Raw genomic sequence first — 18930 nt, forward strand, 5'->3', positions numbered from 1 at the left:
GGAGAGGGAGCCGACCGAGGTGTATTGCGCGATACATCGACCTGAAGAATCGAGTCGATTATAGATTCGGTAAAGCAGGATCAGGTCGGCGTAAATCTGAAGCATCCCGCAATCAGTCCCCTCTCCCTCCGGGAGAGGGTTAGGGTGAGGGCTGGATCTAAAGTTGAAACACCATCTCAAGACCAACCCCAAACGACCAGCCTCAAGCCAAGCTCTTGCTAACCACCTCATAAACATCACTAGACAGCTGCCCCGAAGCCAGAATCCGCTCCAGCTCCGCCTTCATCAGCGCCTGACGAGCACCGTCATACTTGCGCCAGCGCGTCAGCGGCGCCAATTGACGCGACGCGATCTGCGGGTTGAAGCCGTTCAGTTCGATCACCAGATCCGCCAGGAAGCGATAACCCGAACCGTCCGCCGCGTGGAAGTTGATCAGGTTCTGCCCGGCGAACGCACCGACCAGCGCACGCACCTTGTTCGGGTTCTTGATGTTGAACGCCGGGTGCTGCATCAGCGCTTTCACCCGCTCCAGACCGCCCGGCAAGGTGCTGCCGGCCTGCACGCTGAACCACTGATCCATGACCAGCGGATTGTCCTTGAAGTGCTCGGCGAAACTGGCCAGTGCGGTCGCTTTCTGCTCGTCGAACGGCGAGTTGACCAGCACCGCCAGCGCGGTCAGGCGCTCGGTCATGTTGTCGCAGCTGTCGAACTGTTCCAGCGTTGCCGCCAGCACTTCCGGCTTGCCGCTGAGCATCAGGTAAGACAGCGCGATGTTCTGCAACGCGCGACGGGCGAAGTGCTCGGCCTCGGCCACGTACGGGGTTTGCTTCGACAGGTCGCGGTTGGCCTGATAACGCAGCCACAGCGCCTCGAACAGATTGTCCGCCAGTTGCTGACGGGCGAATTCGCGGGCGGTGTGGATCGCGTCCACGTCGGCGACTTCGCTGATTTCGGTCAGGTAGGCTTCGCTTGGCAGCGAGAGCATTTCCGCGACCATCGCCTGATCCAGCGACTCGTCCGACAGCACGGTGCGCAGCGCGGAAACCAGACGTGGGTCGAGCACCAGGCTTTCGCCCTTCTGCTGCTGGCCGATCAACTCTTGCAGCACCTGCACCGACAGTTGCTGACCGGCATCCCAGCGGTTGAAACCGTCGGTGTCATGCTGCATCAGGAACATCAGCTGATCGCGGTTGTACGGGAAGCTCAGTTTCACCGGCGCCGAGAAGCCACGCAGCAAGGACGGCAGCGGTTGTTCGGCGATGTCGACGAAGGTGAACGTCTGTTCGGCTTCGGTCACCGAGATCACTCGGCTAGTGCCCTGGGCCGAGGCTTCGCCGGCCAGACGCAGGGCAATCTCGTTGCCCTGGCGGTCGAGCAGGCCCAGTTCGACCGGAATCACGAACGGCAGCTTTTCAACCTTGTCCGGGGTTTCCGGGCAGCTCTGGCGGAAGGTCAGGCTGTAGGTTTTCGCGGCGGCGTCGTAAGACTCGCTCACCGCCAGACGCGGTGTACCGGCCTGGCTGTACCAGCGCTTGAACTGAGTCAGGTCGACGCCGTTGGCATCTTCCATGGCCTTGATGAAGTCATCGCAGGTCACGGCCTGGCCGTCGTGGCGTTCAAAGTACAGGTCGCTGCCCTTGCGGAAGCCTTCGGCGCCCAGCAGGGTGTGGATCATGCCGACAACTTCCGAGCCCTTTTCGTACACGGTCAGGGTGTAGAAGTTGGAAATCTCGATGAAGCTGTCCGGGCGCACGGCGTGGGCCATCGGGCCGGCATCTTCGGCGAACTGGTGAGTACGCAGGTACGCCACGTCCTGAATGCGCTTGACCGTGGCCGAGTTCATGTCGGACGAGAAACCAGCGTCACGGAAGACGGTGAAGCCTTCTTTGAGCGACAGCTGGAACCAGTCGCGGCAGGTCACGCGGTTGCCCGACCAGTTGTGGAAGTATTCGTGAGCGACGATCGCCTCGACCCGCTGGTGCGCGGCGTCGGTGGCGGTTTCGGCGCGGGCCAGCACGGCGCTGGAGTTGAAAATGTTGAGGCCCTTGTTCTCCATGGCGCCCATGTTGAAGTCGTTCACGGCGACGATCATGAAGATGTCCAGATCGTACTCGCGACCGTAGACCTCTTCGTCCCAGCGCATCGACTTCTTCAGGCTGTTCATGGCGTGCTGGCACTTGTCGATGTTTTCCGGCTCGACATAGATGCGCAGCGCCACGTTGCGGTTGGTCATGGTGGTGAAGGAGTCTTCAACGCACCACAGGTCACCGGCCACCAGCGCGAAAAGGTATGCCGGTTTCATGAACGGGTCTTCCCAGGTCGCCCAGTGCCGGCCGTCTTCGCCGGGGCCGCTGGCGATCGGGTTGCCGTTGGACAGCAGCACCGGATAGCTGTGCTGCTCGGCGACCACGGTGGTGGTGAACTTGCTCATCACGTCCGGGCGGTCGAGGTAATAGGTGATCTTGCGGAAGCCTTCGGCCTCGCACTGGGTGCAGAACATCGTGCCGGACTTGTACAGGCCTTCCAGTGCGGTGTTGGTTTCCGGGTGGATCCTGACGCTGGTGTCGACCGTGAAGGTTTCGCTGGCCGGTTGCAGGGTCAGGTGGTTTTCAGTGAGTTGGTAGTCGTCAGCGCTCAGTTCCTGGTCTGCCAGGGTCACCGACAGCAGTTCCAGCTGCTGGCCATCGAGCACCAGCGGCGGCAGGCCCGGGCCACGGGCCGGGTTGCGGCGCATCACCAGTTGCGCGTGGACCAGACTGTGGTCCTCGAACAACTCGAAGGTCAGGTGTGTTTCGTCGATCAGGTACTCGGGCGCCTGATAGTCCTTCAGGTAAATCATCTTCGGTTGTTCGGTGCGCATGCTGAAGTCCTTATTGATGCACGGCGAGCTGATAGGCCGTGTATTTACGAATATTGATCACGCCGGTGTCGAAGATCAGGTACTGGCCCTTGATCCCCAGCAGCGTGCCTTCGGCAATCGGGTTCTTGTCCAGGTTGAAGCTGACGATCTTGGCCGGGTACTGCTCGACCGGGTAACGGATTTCCAGCGGCTCGACATCGGCGATGGTCTGAATGGCCTGGAGACCGAATCGCTCCTGCAAACCTTGCAGACCCGGGGCGCAGCTTTCGAACAGTTGATCGCGCACCTGCGCCAGATCCACCGCCGCCGCGTCGCCCTTGAGCAAGGCGCGCCAGTTGGTCTTGTCTGCCACCTGACTGCGGAACAGGTCTTCGACGAAACCCGACTGCTGCCGCGTGGACACGCGCATGATCGGCAACGCCTGACTGGCGCCCTGGTCGAGCCAGCGGGTCGGCAACTGGGTGGCGCGAGTGATGCCGACCTTGATCCCCGACGAATTGGCCAGGTAGACGACGTGGCCGGTCATGCAGAACTTCTCGCCCCACTCCGGCTCACGGCAGGTGCCGGCCTCGAAGTGGCAGCGCTCCGGGCTCATGATGCAGATATCGCACTGGGCCAGTTTGGTCATGCACGGGTAGCAGTAGCCCTGACTGAAACTGGTCTTGGTCTTGCGCCCGCAATGGGTGCAATGAATCGCCCCCAGGTATTCCAGACGCACCGTGCTGCCGATCAACGGGTTGACCGGCACCTCGACGTCATCCAGACGAAACGCGTACTGCACGTTCGGCCCGTCCAGGCGCGCCGACATTTTGCTGATTGCACCGCGGCCGATCTCGATCAATGGAGGGCGTCCGACTTGAACAGGATGTTCGGCACTTCGATCGACTTCGACGCGCATTCCTGCGGGCCCATGTAACCGGTGCGCTCTTCCTCGGGCAGGTTCTGCATTTCCCAGGCGATCATCGCCTGCAACGACAGTTCACGCTGCTCGGCGGTGAGCTTGCCACCGTCCGACCATTTGCCGATTTCTACCGCCAGTTTCAGGCTCTGGTAGATGTCCGGGGTGATGTTCTTGATCAAATCGTTAAAAGAGGACATCAGGGTCTCCGTGCTCTTTATTCAAAAAATTCAGGCGGCCAGTTTACGGCGGTTGTACAAACCGCCCAACAAACCGGTTAAGCATCCGATGAGTAACCCGCTGACGTGGGCAGCGTTGGCGATTTCGCCGAAACCGATCATCGAGATCAGCCCGGACATGCAGATCACCAGCCACACCAGCATCATCACCAGCACGCCGCGCGGCAGGCGATAGGCCGGGTTCGGCGCCAGCAACTGGAAGATCCAGCAGTGACCGAGCAATCCGTAAAGTACGCCGGACAGGCCGCCGAACAGGCTCGGGCCGCTCCACGCGAATTGCGCATAGTTGGAAACCAGGCCGAACAGCAACGTCAGGCCGATCAGGTTGACGCTGCCCTGGCGCGACTCGATGCGCCGCCCCAGCTCCCAGTACCACATGCCGTTCATGGCCAGGTGCAGGACGCCGAAGTGGATCAGCATCGGCGTAAACAGGCGCCACCACTGCCCCGCTGCCAGGCTGTCGGCCAGTGGTGTGAAGTGGATGTAGTCGCCGACCACGCGGAAATCGAGGAAGGTCAGCCAACGCATGGTGTCGAGGTTATCGCCAAGGAAGGTCAACCCGCCGACGATCAGGCTCAGCAGCAGAATGAATCCGGTGGCTTTGGCATGTTTCAGTTGCTCGGCAAAGCTCGGGCGCTTGAACGTCGGCGCCACCGGGATTTCCAACTGCTGATCGGGGTCCCCCGCCGGGAAACGCTCGTACAGCGAACGTACGTCGTCGCTGATTTCCGAGGGCACCCACAACACCTGCTCGCCCGCCTCTTCACTGACGCGATGGGGCACTTGCATGCGTTGCAGCAGTTTGACGAACCCACTCAGGTCCGCCGCCAACGGCACACGCAAGACGGCTATGGCACTCATCGCAGCACCTCCGGCCGCTCGACGTCGACCCAGACAAATTTATGCGGATCGAGGCGGGTTTCCTGATCCAGACGATAGGCGACCAGTTTGCCGTAGAGCACCGCGCTGTAATCCAGGCACGCGAGGTTCGGCCGGATCGGCGCCGGTTTGCCGCTGCGCCAGTAGTGGCCGACGAACAGCAATGGCTCATCGATACCGTAGCGCAGCAGGGAATTCTTTTCGCTGGAGGTCAGCGGTTTTTGCGCCACCGGTTCCGGCAGTGCATCGGGCTGGAACACAATGTCGCCGTAGGTCTGCGGATCGTCTTCCCAGAACTTGGTGCGGAAGAACGAACGCACCAGGCCATCGCCGCTGGTCATGGTCAGGCCATCCGGCAGGCGCATGTCGGTGCCGCGCAGCAGGCGATCGAATACGGTGCAGGCGAAACTGCCTGGCACCGCCGACGCCTGGAGGAAGTGTTCATCGATGCAGCCATCGGGGAACAGCGCGCGCAGCGGCTCTATCAGGCCGGCATCCCAGCAGGCATGCACCACGCGGAAACGTCCGGCGTCGACGAACAGCGGCAGTTGGTAGAACCACTGCTGGAAGTCGTGCCAGTCGCCCGGATGGTCTTCGAACTGGGTCAGGGTTTCGTGCAGCAATCGGGCATGGCGCGGGGTGTGTTCACGCACGAACTGCTTGCCGCTGCCCGGAGGCGCCGGGGTGCTCCAGCCGAGGGCGTTGAACTCGTGGTTGCCCATGATGCACAACGCCTGACCGGCCTCGACCATGTCGTGGACGATGTGCAGCGCCTCGCGAATCCGCGGGCCGCGGTCGATGATGTCGCCGACAAACACGGCCATGCGCGACGGATGCCGCCAGACCCCGCCCTGCTTGTGGTAACCGAGACGGTCCAGCAAGTGTTCCAGGGTCAGGGCGCATCCGTGCACGTCACCAATCAGGTCATAACTGCGCGCGGGATCGAGCATCAGTCGCCTCCACCACCCAACTTGCTGCCCCAGCCGAGCTTGGTCCGGCAGACTTCGTAGTAGTTGTGGTCGAGCGGATGGATCAGCCGCAGCTTCTGCGCTTTCTTGCTGACGGTGATGGTGTCGCCCGGCGCGCAGGTGAAGTGGTTCTGCCCGTCGCAGGAGACCTGCGGGTAGATCTGCATATCTTTGGACACGACGATTTTCAGCTCACTGTTGCCATCGACCACGATCGGTCTGCCCGACAAGGTATGGGGGTACATCGGCACAATCACAATAGCGTCAAGCTTGGGATGCATGATCGGGCCGCCGGCGGACAGCGCGTATGCGGTAGAACCGGTCGGGGTCGACACGATCAGGCCGTCGGCCTTCTGGCTGCAGACGAACTGGCCGTCGATGTACAGCTCGAACTCGATCATCCGCGTCGATTTGCCCGGGTGCAGCACCACGTCGTTCAGCGCATCGCCCTGGCCGATGGCCTCGGCGTGACGACGGACTTCGGCCTGCAGCAGGAAGCGGTTTTCCACCAGATAATGGCCGTCGAGCACTTCGGCGACCTTGATTTCCAGTTCGTCGGGGCGGATGTCGGTGAGAAAGCCGAGGCTGCCACGGTTGATCCCGAGCACCGGAATATTGTGCTTGGCCAGGGCCCGCGCGGCGCCGAGCAGGCTGCCGTCACCGCCGACCACGATCACCATGTCGCAGACTTCGCCGAGCATCTTGCGTGACGAAGTTTGCAGGCCATGGCCCGGCAGGACTTCGGCGATGGTGTCTTCGAGAATCACGTGCAGGTGACGATCGAGCAGGAAGCGTTTCAGTCGGCGGACGGTATCCAGCACCTGGGAGCTGCCCAGGCGACCGATGATGCCGATATTACGAAATTGCTCCATGGGACTCCTGCGGGGGACTGAGACGGCGAAAAGCACGATTATGGGCGAAAGCGCCGGATAGACAAAATCCTTTCAGCCCCGAGGATGCACCGGTGTTTGAGGCTATGCTCGCAAGATGATCCTATTTCCCGATTTGCTTCAGCTGCCCCACCAGTTACGCCACCCCGAGGTGCGCGATCTGGCGTGGGTGATCCTCGCCCCGCCGATGCTCGCCGCCACCCCATGGCCGCAGCGCCATCCGCTGGCGGGCAGCGACTGGGTCGGCGACCCCGAGCGCCTGGAACACTGGTTGCGCCAGCTCGACCGCGACAGTTACGGCCTGCTGCACTGGCTGTCCCAGGCCCGCACCCGGCGCCTGGGCCTGTATTACGAGCGGTTGTGGCAATTTGCGGTGAAACACGCGCCAGGCATCGAACTGATCGCCGCCAACCTGCCGATCCGCCGTGAAGGTCACACCCTCGGCGAGCTGGACATGCTGCTGCGCGACCGCGACGGCGTGCATCACCTGGAACTGGCGATCAAGCTCTACCTCGGCCCGCAGAACGGCGACGGTCATGATCCGGCATCGTGGCTGGGGCCGGGTTGTCATGATCGGCTGGATCGCAAACTGGCGCATTTGAGCGAACATCAGTTGCCGATCTCCGCGCGCCCGGAAAGCCGCGAAGTGCTGGCGGCGCTGGATGTCAGGTCGTTCAGCGCGCAACTGTGGCTGGGCGGATACTTGCTGTATCCGTGGCCCGGTCAGTCCGTGCCGCCCAGCGGTGCCCACCCGCAGCATTTGCGTGGCAGCTGGCTGCATCAGAAAGACTGGCCGGCGTTTGTCGCGCAGCGCCCGGCCGGACGCTGGCAACCCCTGCCCCGCCACGCCTGGCTGGCGCCGGCGCACTACCCGGCGGACCAGACCTGGAGCAACGGCCATTTGCAGGCCTGGCTCGATGAACTCGAACCACTGGCCCCGGCGCAACTGATGGTGCGCCTGACCGAAAACGCCCGGGGCGAATGGGAAGAAGCCGAGCGGCTGTTTCTGGTGTCGGACCTGTGGCCGAACGTGCCGGGGCAGAATTAAACCGACAACCGCACCGCCAGTGCGGCCAGCGTCACCAGCAACACCGGCACCGTCAGTACGATCCCGACCTTGAAGTAATAACCCCAGCCGATCCGGATGTTCTTGCGCTCCAGCACATGCAGCCAGAGCAAGGTCGCGAGACTGCCGATCGGGGTGATTTTCGGCCCCAGGTCACTGCCGATCACGTTGGCGTAGATCATCGCCTCCTTCACCACACCGCTGGCCTGACTGGCATCGATCGACAGCAAGCCGACCAGCACCGTCGGCAGGTTGTTCATGATCGATGACAACAAGGCCGTCAGCACCCCGGTGCCCATCGCCGCACCCCATACGCCGTGAACGGCGAACACATCGAGCCACCCGGCCAGATAATCGGTGAGCCCGGCATTGCGCAGTCCGTAGACCACCAGGTACATGCCGAGCGAGAAAATCACGATCTGCCACGGCGCCTCTTTCATGACCTTGCGCGTGGAGATCTTGTGCCCGCGCGCGGCAATCGCCAGCAACAAGGCCGCGCACACCGCCGAGATCGCACTGATCGGAATGCCCAGCGGTTCCAGCGCGAAACAGCCAATCAACAGAATCAGCAACACCGCCCAACCGGCGTAGAACGTGGCCTTGTCGTGGATGGCGGTTTCCGGGTGTTCAAGCTGTTCCGGGTCGTAGCTCTTGGGAATATCACGGCGGAAGAACCACAGCAGCATGCCCAGCGTGGCCGCGACGCTGACGAAGTTGACCGGCACCATCACCGCCGCATAGCGGTTGAAACCGATGTGGAAAAAGTCGGCCGAGACGATGTTCACCAGGTTCGACACCACCAGCGGCAGGCTCGCGGTGTCGGCAATGAACCCCGCGCCCATGACGAACGCCAGAGTCGCCGCCGGGGAAAAGCGCAGGGCCAGCAGCATGGAAATCACGATCGGCGTGAGGATCAGCGCCGCGCCGTCATTGGCGAACAGCGCCGACACCAGCGCGCCGAGCAGCACCATAAAAGCAAACAGCTTGCGCCCGCTGCCCCGCCCCCAACGCGCCACGTGCAACGCCGCCCAAGCGAAAAAGCCGGCTTCGTCGAGCAGCAGACTGATGATGATCAGCGCCACGAACGTGCCGGTGGCGTTCCAGATGATTTGCCACACCAGCGGGATATCGCTCAGGTGCACCACACCAAAAATCAGCGCAATGATGGCGCCGAACGTTGCACTCCAGCCGACCCCGAGGCCTTTGGGTTGCCAGATCACCAGGGTAATGGTCAGCAGGAAAATCAGTGACGCAGCGAGCATTCGCGACAGCCTTCAGTCAGGTTAAGAAAACAAGCCACAACAAAAACCTGTGGGAGCGAGCCTGCTCGCGATTGCGATGTGTCATTCAACTGATGTGCCAGCTGATACACCGCCATCGCGAGCAGGCTCGCTCCCACAGGGTCGATATCTTGTCAGAAAAATCAGTGGATCACTTCTTGTGCTGCGCCACCCACTCACCAAAGGCATTGATGAAACTTTGCAGAAACGGCTTCACCGACTCGTTCAGTTTGCCCGCCTCGTCGAACGCCGTGCCCGCGCCGCCCAGGTAGGCTTCCGGCTGCTGCATGCAAGGCACGTTGAGGAAAACGAAGGACTGACGCAGATGCTGGTTGGCACCGAAACCGCCGATGGCACCCGGCGAAACGCTGATCACCGCCCCCGGTTTGCCGCTCCAGACACTCTTGCCATATGGCCGCGAACCGACATCGATCGCGTTCTTCAAAGGCGCCGGCACCGAGCGGTTGTACTCCGGGGTGACAAACAGCAGAGCGTCGGATGAACCCACTTTTTGCCGGAAAGTGCTGTAGGCTGCCGGCGGTGAATCGCCGTCGATGTCTTCGTTGTAGAGTGGCAGATCGCCAATTTCGACAATGTTCAGCTTGAGATTGGCCGGTGCCAGTTCCGCCAGCGCCAGGGCGACCTTGCGGTTGATGGACGCCTTGCGCAGGCTGCCGACCACTACTGCGACGTTATAGACATTGCTCATTGGAAGACTCTCGACTGTCCGTGGGAGGAGCCACTAGTTATAGATGATCCGGTGACGATTCCACCAGACGCCGAAGGTTATTTCCCGCGTCTGGAATATTTTTTTCCTGTAGGAAAACTTACCAAGCTCGATGAAGGTCTACCAAGCCGCAAATCAAGCGTTTTATCTCCAGAGGTTCTAAGCAGATGGCAGCAGTACTCGTCGGTCAGTTCCATGCAAGAGATGCGGAAGGCCGCGTTTATTCCGTGCATGAGTTCCAGGAATCCAACCCGTCGGCAGACGGTTTCACCGGCACGGAGCCCGTTACCACCTACAAACTGGCGATTGGCGACCGCGTCAACAAGATCGACGACAACGAGTTTCTGCTGGTTCAGTCGGGCATCACCCTGATCCGCGAACCCGAGCCATCGGTCGCTTCCTAACCGATCGTTATGAGCAGAAGTCATCCGCGCCGAGTTGGGGTAGGATTCAGCCACTGACCCCAACGGCCGGACATGGACTTCACGCATGCGTTTACGTCATATCGAGGTGATTCAGGCGCTTTTGCAGACCGGTCACGTGGGCACCGCCGCCGAATGGCTGCAACTAGCGGCGCCCGAGGTCGAGGAGCGTTTGCGCGAAGCCGAGAGTCAGCTCGGGTTCATGCTGTTCGCCAGCGTACGCGGACGACTTCAGCCAACCCCGGAGGCCCGGGCGCTGCAAGTCGAGATCGGCCACATCTATGAAGCGCTGGAACCGGTGCAACGGCTGGCCAGCAGTCTCAAGCAATACCTCGCCCCACCCCTGCGGATCATCGGCACCCCGCCGCTGGCCCAGCAACTGCTGCCGCAAAGCCTCGCCGCCCTGCGCCGGCGCCTGCCCGACGTGCCCTGCACCCTGCTCAGTGAACCGACCCGCGACATCGTCCGCCACCTGCTGCTGCGCGACAGCGATCTGGGCCTGAGCCTGCACGATCCACAACACCCCGATATCCATTGCCAGCCAATGGCCCAGGGCAAGTTGCAATTGCTTGCGCCCCACGGCTGGCTGCAGCCGAAGCAGAAGTACATTTCCCTGCAGGATCTGGCCGGTCAGGCGATGGTCGGCCTCGAAGGTCAGGACCCGTTGAGTCCGGCCCTGGAAAACAAGCTCCAGGCCCTGCGCCCGGCGCCGACCATCCAGACCAGGGTGCAAACCCACCAGATGATGCGCAGCATGGTCGAGGCCGGCGAAGGCCTGGCGATCGTCGACCCGTTCACCGCCCTTGGTGCGCGGGCGGGCGGTCTCGATGTCTGCCCGTTGTCGCCGGCGGTGCCGATCAGCCTGTATGCCCTGACCTTCAAACACGCCACGCCGTCAGCGGCGATACAGACGCTGCTTGGGATCGTTACGGAACAAGCCGAGGCGATGCTGGCGAACTGATCGGATGCTCCAGCGGGTTATCGAACAATCGATACCAGAACAGCGCTACTTCGGCGGTGTTCGGATCGATTCCGCGATAACGCAGGTGGTCGATGCCGCCGATCACATACCCGCAACGCTCATACAGGCGACAGGCGCCGAGGTTGTTGTTCTGGGTTTCCAGCATGATTCCCGGCAGCTTTTTCTTGCGGCTCCAGAACTGCGCCACGTCGAGCAAGGCCTTGGCCACACCATGGCGCCGCGCCGGGGCGTGCACCGCCAGTTCATCGATATGGGCGAAGCCGTTCCAGTTGGTGCTGATCACCAGATGACCGACCGGCTCGTCCTCCAGATACGCCATGAAGATCGCGCTGTCGGCGGCGTCGCGAAAACTGCTGAACTCCTCCGGATCGATGCCGTAGCACTTGCGATACGGCACGATGGCGGTCACGGCCCATTGCGCCACAGGCTTGCCGATTTCTGCCGCGCCGTAGGCGGCCACCTCGAAACTGAAATCGCTGCCCCAGATATATTCGGCGAAACCCTCGTCGGCGACCCGCACCGACAGCCCCGGGTATTTCGGATTCATGACCGGTTGCATACTCGGAAAAGCCCTCACTCCTTGACGCAATCGACGGTGTATTGCCGCCCATTGCCCTCATCTTCATGTTGCAGACCGTGCACATCGACCACGAAGCCCGGAAACGTTGCGTCGAACGTGCGGGCAAACCTGAGGTATTCGATGATCGAGCGCGTGGATTCGGTAAAACGTTCGCCGGGCATGATCAGCGGAATCCCCGGCGGGTATGGCACCAGCATCACCGCCGCCACCCGACCTTCCAGCTCGTCGATCGGCACCGCCTCGACCTCGCCGCGCACCAGTTGGTCGTAAGCATGGGCCGGTTTCATGGCGATTTCCGGCAGCACGGTGTACATGCGCTTGAGGTGTCTGGCGGTGGCGTTGCTGCGGTAGCAGGCGTGGAGCTGATCGCACAGATCGCGCAGGCCCATGCCGCGATAGCGCACAGGATCTTCCTGGGCGACGCACTTGAGGCAGGTATCGAGGCTGACGTTGGCGTCGTAGCTGCGCTTGAACTCCAGCAGTTCGGTCAACAGCGTGCTCCACTTGCCTTTGGTGATGCCCATGGAGAACAGCACCAGAAATGAATACAGACCGGTTTTCTCCACCACCAGCCCGCGCTCCCAGAGGAAACGGCTGACCACGGCTGCCGGAATGCCCTTGTCGCTCAAAGCGCCGCCAGCAGTCAGGCCCGGCATGACCAAAGTGACCTTGATCGGGTCGAGCAGTACGTAGTCGTCGCTGACCTCGCCGAAACCGTGCCAGTCCGCATCCGGTTGCAGCAGCCAGTCCTCGGTCTGCACCCGGTCGATGCCCTCGACACCCGGTGGCTGCCAGATCGAGAACCACCAATCGTCAGCGGCGATGTGCTGACGCAGATTGGCCAGGGCCCGGCGAAAGCTCAGGGCTTCGTCGAAGGTTTCCTGCAGCAGCGAGCGTCCGGCCGGGCCTTCCATCATCGCCGAGGCGACGTCCAGCGAAGCAATGATGCTGTACTGCGGCGACGTCGAGATGTGCATCATGAACGCTTCGTTGAACCGGTCGCGATCCAGTTGCCGCGCGCCGCCGTCCTGCACATGAATCATCGAGGCCTGGCTGAACGCCGCCAGCAGTTTGTGGGTGGAATGGGTGGTGAACACCAGCGGACTGTCCTCGCTGCGCGAGGTGGCCATGCCGTAACGGCCGGCAAAAAATTCGTGAAACGCCGCGTAGGCGTACCAGGCTTCGTCGAAATGCAGGACTTCGACGCTGTTGCCCAGACTCTGCTTGATCAGCTCGGCGTTGTAACAGAGGCCGTCGTAGGTCGAGTTGGTGATCACCGCCAGTTTGACTTTCGGCTCGCGGCCCTTGGTCAGCGGGCTGGCATCGATCTTGGCCTGAATCGATTCGCGACTGAATTCACTGAGCGGAATCGGACCAATGATCCCCAGCTCATTGCGCTCCGGGCACAGGTACAGTGGAATCGCGCCGGTCATGATGATCGCGTGCAACACCGACTTGTGACAGTTGCGATCCACCAGCACCAGATCATCGCGCCCGACCATCGAATGCCAGACGATCTTGTTGGCGGTCGAGGTGCCATTGATCACGAAAAAGGTGTGATCGGCGCCGAAATTGCGCGCGGCTCGCGCTTCCGCCTCGGCGAGTGGCCCGGTGTGGTCGAGCAAGGAACCCAGCTCCGGCACCGACACCGATAAATCGGAGCGCAGGGTGTTTTCCCCGAAGAACTGGTGAAACGCCTGCCCCACCGGACTCTTGTGATACGCCACACCACCGCCATGACCGGGGGTGTGCCAGGAATAATTGGAATCGGCCGTATGCTGCACCAGCGCCTTGAAGAATGGCGGCAACAGCCCGTCCAGGTATTTGCGCGCCGCCCGCGCCACTTGCCGGGCGAGAAACGGCACCGTGTCTTCGAACAGGTAGAGAATGCCGCGCAACTGGTTGAGCTCGGCCATGGCATCGGCCGGGGCGTTTTCCAGGGTGACTTGCTCGCCAAGGGCAAAGATCGGCAGATCCGGCGCCCGCACCCGGGCCAGACCGATCAGTTCGGCCATGTTCTGCAACAGATGGGAATTGGTGCTGGCATCTTCGGCGGCGATCAGCATGCACGCCAGACCATGGTGGGTCGACGCCACCAGCCGGCCTTCGGTGTAGTCCGTGGCCGAAACGATACTGAAACCTTCCAGCTCCAGCTCTCGGGCGATTCCGCGGATGCGGTCACCGGCAACCGTGTCGGCCTTGATGTCGCGGTGGACGATCAATACCGGGAACTTCAGATCTTTGTACATGGGGCTCAGTGTCCTGAGGCGGCGGAGAGTGATCTGCCAATGTCCTCAGGGTAGAGGGTCGGAGCCGATGTGGCGAGGGTGGCCAGTTGTCAGTACTGCCAAAAACAAAGGATCGTCCGGACACGGCTTGAGTGTCCGGACGATCCTTTTTTGTCTTACGCCTGGGCTTCGGCTTCCAGCAGCTGGGTCCACAGCGCCGGGGCGCCGGCCGACTTGGCGATGATTTCCAGACGCACCTGGTGTTCGGCCAGCTCGGCCTCGGTAGCGCGAATGATTCGCCCCGGCTGACGATCTGCCGGCAGACGACGGATTTCGGTGGCGGAGTTGTCCGCACCATTGCCGGTTCCGTTGCCATCGGAGGCGTTGCCGGCCAGGGACAGGCTGGTCTGGCCACCGGTCATGGTCAGGTAGACGTCGGCGAGAATCTCCGAGTCGAGCAATGCGCCGTGCAGCTCACGGCCGGAGTTGTCGACGCCGTAGCGTTTGCACAAGGCATCGAGGCTATTGCGCTGACCCGGGTGACGTTCCCGGGCCATCATCAGGGTGTCGAGGATCGTGCAGTGCTGCGTGATGTCCGCGCGATCCTGCTGGCCCATCAGGGCGAATTCGTTGTTGATGAAGCCAACGTCGAACGCCGCGTTATGGATGATCAGCTGCGCGCCGTTGATGAACTCGAAAAACTCGTCGGCCACTTCGGCGAAACGCGGCTTGCCGACCAGGAATTCGTTGGTGATGCCGTGAACGGCAATCGCGCCTTCATCACTCTCGCGATCCGGTTGCAGGTAAACGTGAAAGTGCCGACCCGTCAGGCGTCGACCGATCAACTCGACACAACCGATTTCGATAATCCGGTGGCCGTCGGTCACCGGCATGCCGGTGGTTTCGGTATCGAGTACAACGGATCTGGTGGCCATCAGTGTTCAGCTCTCAACGGGGGTCAATCGTGCAAAAGCGGCGATGTTAACACGCTCGCCGGGAGTGTTTCAGTGGGAAGGATTCAGCTCTGCTTGTAACCGCGAACCTCATCCACCCCGCGGTTGGCCAGCTGGTCGGCGCGTTCGTTGCCGTGGTGGCCGATGTGGCCGCGGACCCATTTCCAGGTGACCTTGTGGCGGTTGACCTGCTCGTCGAGCTCTTTCCACAGGTCGGCGTTTTTCACTGGCTCCTTGGCGGCGGTTTTCCAGCCGCGTTTCTTCCAGTTGGCCATCCACTCGTTGATGCCTTTCATCACGTATTGCGAGTCGGTCACCAGCAGCACTTCGCACGGACGCTTGAGGGCTTCCAGGCCGCGAATCGCACCGAGCAGCTCCATGCGGTTGTTGGTGGTATTGGCTTCGCCGCCCCACAGTTCCTTTTCAACGCCCTTGCACACCAGCAAGGCGCCCCAGCCGCCCGGGCCGGGGTTGCCCTTGCAGGCGCCGTCAGTGAACAGTTCTACGCTATCGACGCTTTCGCTCATGCCAGTATATCCAGAAAAAATGCGTGGCCTCGCCGATCACGGATCGACAATGGCCGAGGCCAGGATTGACCCGGCCACAAATAAAAGAAGGTTTTACGGTTCGATGCGCCGGCGGTTGACCTTGGCCATCGGCAACGGAATCAGCTTGCCCATCGGCTCGCGGCGTTCCTGACGCACCGGACGCAGGCCGACCACGATCTTGCGCGCGACCAGTAAATAGAAGCCGCCGCCCGACAGTTGCCAGTCGCCAGCCTTGCGTTCCCAGCCGGCCAGACGGGCCTGCCACTTGGGTGACGCGAGCGGCGGACGATAGCACCCGAAGCGGCGTTTCTCCAGCGCGAAGCCCAGCAGGTTGAGCCAGTCGGCCACCCGTGACGGCGAGATGCAGCGCGCCTGACGCAACGCATCATGGGCGAATACATGGCGCAGCCCCCAGGTGCTCCAGGGGTTGATGCCGACGATCAGCAGATGCCCGCCGGGGCGCACGCTGCTGGCCGCTTCGCGCAAAAGTCCGTGGGGCGACAGGCAGAAATCCAGGCCGTGCTGCAACACCACCACGTCGGCGGCGTGCTCGCTCAACGGCCAGGCCTGTTCTTCGCAGACGATCTCCACGCCCGGCAACGGCGCGCCAAGCCGCACGTTGCGCTGCACCTGCGGCGCCGACGGCGGTGTTTCGGCGGACGGGCCGTAATGCACCAGATAGCCGCCAAAGAACCGGCCCAGCTCGTCTTCGAGCATGCGCCGTTCTTCGTCCAGCAGAAATTGCCCGAGGGGGCCGGACAGCCATTCACGGGCTGCACCGATCAGCGCGAGCCAGTCAGGATCGGCCTGAGCGAACGCTTTATCGATCATTGCATTCTCCAACACGCCAGGAACCTCTAAGATGCGCCAATGTTACCCGCTTGGCGAATTCGACGATGATACAGATCAGTGCCCTGCCCGCCTTCACCGACAACTACATCTGGTTGTTACAGGATCATGCCACCCAGCGTTGCGCAGTGGTCGATCCGGGGGATGCCGCCCCCGTGCAGGCGTGGCTCGACGCGCATCCGGGCTGGGTGCTCGGCGACATCCTCATCACCCACCATCACCACGACCATGTCGGCGGCGTCGAGACGCTGAAAAAGGCTACCGGCGCCACGGTCTACGGGCCGGCCAGCGAAAGCATCCCGGGGCGTGACGTGGCCCTCAAGGACAACGACACGGTGCGCGTGCTCGGCTGGGACTTCGACGTCTACGCCGTGCCTGGCCACACCCTGGGACACATCGCCTACTACCATCATGGCCTGCTGTTCTGTGGCGACACCCTGTTCGCTGCCGGTTGCGGCCGCCTGTTCGAAGGCACGCCGCAACAGATGCACCAGTCGTTGAGCCGTCTGGCGGCGCTGCCGGAAGACACGCTGGTCTACTGCACCCACGAATACACCCTGAGCAACCTGAAATTTGCCGCCGCCGTGGAGCCGGGCAACCGGGACATCGCCGCCCGTCTGGAAAAAGTCAGCCAGCAACGTGACAACGGTGTGATGACCCTGCCCTCGACTCTCGCGCTGGAAAAGCTCACAAACCCCTTTTTGCGCACCGGTGAAATATTAGTTACACAAAAAGTGGACGAACGGAACGGCCCTCAAAACCGGGCGCCGAGTGAGGTTTTTGCGGCTCTGCGGGCATGGAAAGATACGTTCTAAGTGGCTCACCGCTTGGTACAAAAATTCTGAATGGTTGACCGCAGGGGGTGCGCTTTCTAGAATCGCCCGACATTTTTGCCCGGAACTTACTTCCAGCCAATGTCGTCATCCATACGTAAGTCCGTCAATTCAGATGCTTTGACCCGCCTGGCGCAAGCCATCGCGGTGGCTGTGTCCGCCACACTGGCGGGCTGTTCCAGCCACGCTCCGCAGACTGAAGCGACACATACGCCGAACATTGCTGCGCGAGCCAAGCAGAAGCCTATCTGGTTGTCCGAAAAGCCCAGCCCGCAGGTGCCTCAGGACATCTGGGAGCGCATGCGCAGTGGTTTCCAGCTGCAGGAAGGTCTGGGCGTGAACCCGCGCATCGAGCAACAGCGCCTGTGGTTCGCCAGTAACCCTTCCTTCCTCGAGAACGCCGGCGAACGCGGCAGCCTCTACATTCATTACATCGTCGAGCGCCTCGAAGAACGCAACATGCCGCTGGAGCTGGCGCTGCTGCCGGTCATCGAAAGCGCCTACAACCCGATGGCCTATTCCCGGGCCGACGCAGTGGGCCTCTGGCAGTTCATCCCGTCCACCGGGCGCTACTTCAACCTGCGCCAGACCCGTTTCTACGATGGCCGTCGCGACATTACTGCCTCGACCACGGCAGCGATGGACTACCTGACCCGCCTGCACGACATGTTCAACGGTGACTGGCTGCTGGCCCTGGCCGCGTACAACGCCGGTGAAGGCACGGTCAGCCGCGCTATCGAGCGCAACGAAAAGCTCGGCCTGCCGACCGACTACTGGAACCTGCCTCTGCCGGCGGAAACCCAGGCTTACGTGCCGAAACTGCTGGCGCTCTCGCAAGTGGTACTAACGCCTGAAGCTTATGGCGTGAACCTCAACCCGATCGCCAACGAACCGTATTTCCAGGTCGTCGAAATCAACCAGCGCATGGACCTGTCCAAGGTCGCAGCGGTGGCCAACATCGACGAAGACGAGCTGTTCCAGCTCAACCCGGCGTTCAAGCAGCGCACCACCATCGACGGCCCGCAGCACCTGCTGGTGCCGACCTCGAAGGCGCAACTGCTGACCGCCAGCCTGCAGACCATGCGTCCTGAAGAGCTGATCAGCCCGCGTTCGCTGAAACCGGTGTTCGAAGGCGCCGATCCGAGCGAGATCGCACAGGCCAAGCGCGCTTATCGGGTCAAGCGTGGCGACAACCTCGGTTCCATCGCCAAGGCCAACAAGGTCGAGGTCAAGGACCTGCAACGCTGGAACAAGCTGACCGGCAAGAACCTCAAGGTCGGCCAGACCCTGGTCATGCGCGACACCACCCAGCGCACGCCGACCCGCAAGAATGGCGGACGCATCAATACGGTCGTCGCTGCCAACAGCAAGACCAGCAGCAAGGCCAAAGACAAGGACGACAGCAAGCAGCAGACCCAGTACAAGGTCAAACGCGGCGACACGCTGTACGTGGTGGCCAAGCGCTTCAACGTCGAGATGCAACACCTCAAGCGCTGGAATCCGGGCGCCGGCAAGGCGCTCAAGCCTGGGCAGATGCTCACGGTCTACCAGCCGCACTGACAAAGAGCCCCTGAATTTCAGGGGCTTTTTTTCGCTTGGACCAAAAGCCTTCCCTCACCCTAGCCCTCTCCCGGAGGGAGAGGGGACCGATCCGGGGATATTGGAGATCTACGCCGACTTGAACGACTTGCTTTGAATCCATAATCGACTCGGTTTTTCAGGTCGATG

18 protein-coding genes are annotated in these 18930 nt (G+C 61.8%); 5 read left to right on the forward strand and 13 right to left on the reverse strand.

Annotation, left to right across the window (positions count from 1 at the left end):
* Positions 1 to 202: 202 nt before the first annotated feature.
* The 6 genes from pepN to C1X29_RS14420 are packed head-to-tail and all read right to left on the reverse strand — an operon-like array spanning position 203 to position 6716.
* Positions 203 to 2860, reverse strand: coding sequence for an aminopeptidase N (gene pepN, locus C1X29_RS14395; protein ID WP_102717731.1), 2658 nt, complete (start codon positions 2858 to 2860; stop codon positions 203 to 205).
* 10 nt (positions 2861 to 2870) lie between these two features.
* Complete coding sequence (locus C1X29_RS14400; RefSeq protein WP_102717732.1) at positions 2871 to 3701, reverse strand: DUF2797 domain-containing protein; 831 nt, start codon at positions 3699 to 3701, stop codon at positions 2871 to 2873.
* A complete protein-coding gene (locus tag C1X29_RS14405) occupies positions 3698 to 3958 on the reverse strand; it encodes a YeaC family protein (protein ID WP_011333626.1) in 261 nt (86 codons plus the stop codon). The genes C1X29_RS14400 and C1X29_RS14405 overlap by 4 nt, the downstream gene beginning before the upstream one ends.
* A 30-nt stretch (positions 3959 to 3988) precedes the next feature.
* A complete protein-coding gene (locus tag C1X29_RS14410; RefSeq protein WP_102717733.1) occupies positions 3989 to 4858 on the reverse strand; it encodes a rhomboid family intramembrane serine protease in 870 nt (289 codons plus the stop codon).
* Entirely contained in the window at positions 4855 to 5829 is a 975-nt protein-coding gene (locus C1X29_RS14415) for a metallophosphoesterase (protein WP_173892803.1), read from the reverse strand. The genes C1X29_RS14410 and C1X29_RS14415 overlap by 4 nt, the downstream gene beginning before the upstream one ends.
* Positions 5826 to 6716: an NAD(+) kinase gene (locus C1X29_RS14420; protein ID WP_007956919.1), complete on the reverse strand. Its 891-nt coding sequence runs from the start codon at positions 6714 to 6716 to the stop codon at positions 5826 to 5828. Before C1X29_RS14420 ends, C1X29_RS14415 begins: the two co-directional genes overlap by 4 nt.
* A 115-nt stretch (positions 6717 to 6831) precedes the next feature.
* Here C1X29_RS14420 and C1X29_RS14425 point away from each other — a divergent pair, with 115 nt between their 5' ends.
* The gene (locus C1X29_RS14425) at positions 6832 to 7782 is read left to right on the forward strand and encodes a DUF1853 family protein (protein ID WP_102687415.1); all 951 of its coding nucleotides are present in this window, start codon (positions 6832 to 6834) and stop codon (positions 7780 to 7782) included.
* Here the strand turns inward: C1X29_RS14425 and C1X29_RS14430 are convergent.
* Together C1X29_RS14430 and C1X29_RS14440 are read right to left on the reverse strand one after the other, a co-directional pair.
* Positions 7779 to 9062, reverse strand: coding sequence for an arsenic transporter (locus C1X29_RS14430; RefSeq protein WP_102687414.1), 1284 nt, complete (start codon positions 9060 to 9062; stop codon positions 7779 to 7781). The two genes, C1X29_RS14425 and C1X29_RS14430, sit on opposite strands and share 4 nt — an antisense overlap.
* Before the next feature lie 169 nt (positions 9063 to 9231).
* A complete protein-coding gene (locus tag C1X29_RS14440; RefSeq protein WP_007956924.1) occupies positions 9232 to 9789 on the reverse strand; it encodes an NADPH-dependent FMN reductase in 558 nt (185 codons plus the stop codon).
* A gap of 185 nt (positions 9790 to 9974) precedes the next feature.
* On the opposite strand from C1X29_RS14440, the gene C1X29_RS14445 reads away from it, so the two are divergent.
* Both C1X29_RS14445 and C1X29_RS14450 read left to right on the forward strand, forming a co-directional pair.
* A complete protein-coding gene (locus C1X29_RS14445; RefSeq protein WP_007956926.1) occupies positions 9975 to 10211 on the forward strand; it encodes a hypothetical protein in 237 nt (78 codons plus the stop codon).
* Between the two features lie 85 nt (positions 10212 to 10296).
* Positions 10297 to 11190 carry a LysR family transcriptional regulator gene (locus C1X29_RS14450; protein ID WP_102717734.1) on the forward strand — a complete coding sequence of 298 codons (894 nt, stop codon included), beginning with the start codon at positions 10297 to 10299 and terminating at the stop codon, positions 11188 to 11190.
* Here C1X29_RS14450 and C1X29_RS14455 read toward each other — a convergent pair.
* The 5 genes from C1X29_RS14455 to C1X29_RS14475 form a co-directional block, all read right to left on the reverse strand.
* Positions 11156 to 11770, reverse strand: coding sequence for a GNAT family N-acetyltransferase (locus C1X29_RS14455; RefSeq protein ID WP_102687412.1), 615 nt, complete (start codon positions 11768 to 11770; stop codon positions 11156 to 11158). The genes C1X29_RS14450 and C1X29_RS14455 overlap by 35 nt on opposite strands.
* 14 nt (positions 11771 to 11784) lie before the next feature.
* Positions 11785 to 14040 (reverse strand): Orn/Lys/Arg decarboxylase N-terminal domain-containing protein, encoded by a 2256-nt coding sequence (locus C1X29_RS14460; protein ID WP_102717735.1) that lies wholly within the window; start codon positions 14038 to 14040, stop codon positions 11785 to 11787.
* A gap of 155 nt (positions 14041 to 14195) precedes the next feature.
* Positions 14196 to 14954: a DNA polymerase III subunit epsilon gene (dnaQ, locus tag C1X29_RS14465; protein ID WP_102687411.1), complete on the reverse strand. Its 759-nt coding sequence runs from the start codon at positions 14952 to 14954 to the stop codon at positions 14196 to 14198.
* Between the two features lie 83 nt (positions 14955 to 15037).
* On the reverse strand, positions 15038 to 15499 hold the full coding sequence (gene rnhA / locus C1X29_RS14470; RefSeq protein WP_003224162.1) for a ribonuclease HI: 462 nt from the start codon (positions 15497 to 15499) through the stop codon (positions 15038 to 15040).
* A gap of 93 nt (positions 15500 to 15592) precedes the next feature.
* Positions 15593 to 16351, reverse strand: coding sequence for a methyltransferase domain-containing protein (locus C1X29_RS14475; protein ID WP_007956935.1), 759 nt, complete (start codon positions 16349 to 16351; stop codon positions 15593 to 15595).
* 65 nt (positions 16352 to 16416) lie between these two features.
* On the opposite strand from C1X29_RS14475, the gene gloB reads away from it, so the two are divergent.
* A complete protein-coding gene (gene gloB, locus C1X29_RS14480) occupies positions 16417 to 17184 on the forward strand; it encodes a hydroxyacylglutathione hydrolase (RefSeq protein WP_085748416.1) in 768 nt (255 codons plus the stop codon).
* Positions 17185 to 17283: 99 nt separating this feature from the next.
* A complete protein-coding gene (locus C1X29_RS14485; protein WP_102717736.1) occupies positions 17284 to 18762 on the forward strand; it encodes a transglycosylase SLT domain-containing protein in 1479 nt (492 codons plus the stop codon).
* Positions 18763 to 18930 lie beyond the last annotated feature (168 nt).

Source organism: Pseudomonas sp. GW456-12-10-14-LB2 (assembly GCF_002884345.1).
Lineage (GTDB): Bacteria > Pseudomonadota > Gammaproteobacteria > Pseudomonadales > Pseudomonadaceae > Aquipseudomonas > Aquipseudomonas paraglycinae.

What these genes read in the sequence shown, in the direction of transcription:
- pepN (WP_102717731.1), bottom strand. Translation starts at nt 2,860, where the DNA reads ATGCGCACCGAACAACCGAAGATGATTTACCTGAAGGACTATCAGGCG.
- C1X29_RS14405 (WP_011333626.1), bottom strand. Translation starts at nt 3,958, where the DNA reads ATGTCCTCTTTTAACGATTTGATCAAGAACATCACCCCGGACATCTAC.
- C1X29_RS14410 (WP_102717733.1), bottom strand. Translation starts at nt 4,858, where the DNA reads ATGAGTGCCATAGCCGTCTTGCGTGTGCCGTTGGCGGCGGACCTGAGT.
- C1X29_RS14420 (WP_007956919.1), bottom strand. Translation starts at nt 6,716, where the DNA reads ATGGAGCAATTTCGTAATATCGGCATCATCGGTCGCCTGGGCAGCTCC.
- C1X29_RS14425 (WP_102687415.1), top strand. Translation starts at nt 6,832, where the DNA reads ATGATCCTATTTCCCGATTTGCTTCAGCTGCCCCACCAGTTACGCCAC.
- C1X29_RS14430 (WP_102687414.1), bottom strand. Translation starts at nt 9,062, where the DNA reads ATGCTCGCTGCGTCACTGATTTTCCTGCTGACCATTACCCTGGTGATC.
- C1X29_RS14440 (WP_007956924.1), bottom strand. Translation starts at nt 9,789, where the DNA reads ATGAGCAATGTCTATAACGTCGCAGTAGTGGTCGGCAGCCTGCGCAAG.
- C1X29_RS14445 (WP_007956926.1), top strand. Translation starts at nt 9,975, where the DNA reads ATGGCAGCAGTACTCGTCGGTCAGTTCCATGCAAGAGATGCGGAAGGC.
- C1X29_RS14450 (WP_102717734.1), top strand. Translation starts at nt 10,297, where the DNA reads ATGCGTTTACGTCATATCGAGGTGATTCAGGCGCTTTTGCAGACCGGT.
- C1X29_RS14455 (WP_102687412.1), bottom strand. Translation starts at nt 11,770, where the DNA reads ATGCAACCGGTCATGAATCCGAAATACCCGGGGCTGTCGGTGCGGGTC.
- C1X29_RS14460 (WP_102717735.1), bottom strand. Translation starts at nt 14,040, where the DNA reads ATGTACAAAGATCTGAAGTTCCCGGTATTGATCGTCCACCGCGACATC.
- dnaQ (WP_102687411.1), bottom strand. Translation starts at nt 14,954, where the DNA reads ATGGCCACCAGATCCGTTGTACTCGATACCGAAACCACCGGCATGCCG.
- rnhA (WP_003224162.1), bottom strand. Translation starts at nt 15,499, where the DNA reads ATGAGCGAAAGCGTCGATAGCGTAGAACTGTTCACTGACGGCGCCTGC.
- C1X29_RS14475 (WP_007956935.1), bottom strand. Translation starts at nt 16,351, where the DNA reads ATGATCGATAAAGCGTTCGCTCAGGCCGATCCTGACTGGCTCGCGCTG.
- gloB (WP_085748416.1), top strand. Translation starts at nt 16,417, where the DNA reads ATGATACAGATCAGTGCCCTGCCCGCCTTCACCGACAACTACATCTGG.
- C1X29_RS14485 (WP_102717736.1), top strand. Translation starts at nt 17,284, where the DNA reads ATGTCGTCATCCATACGTAAGTCCGTCAATTCAGATGCTTTGACCCGC.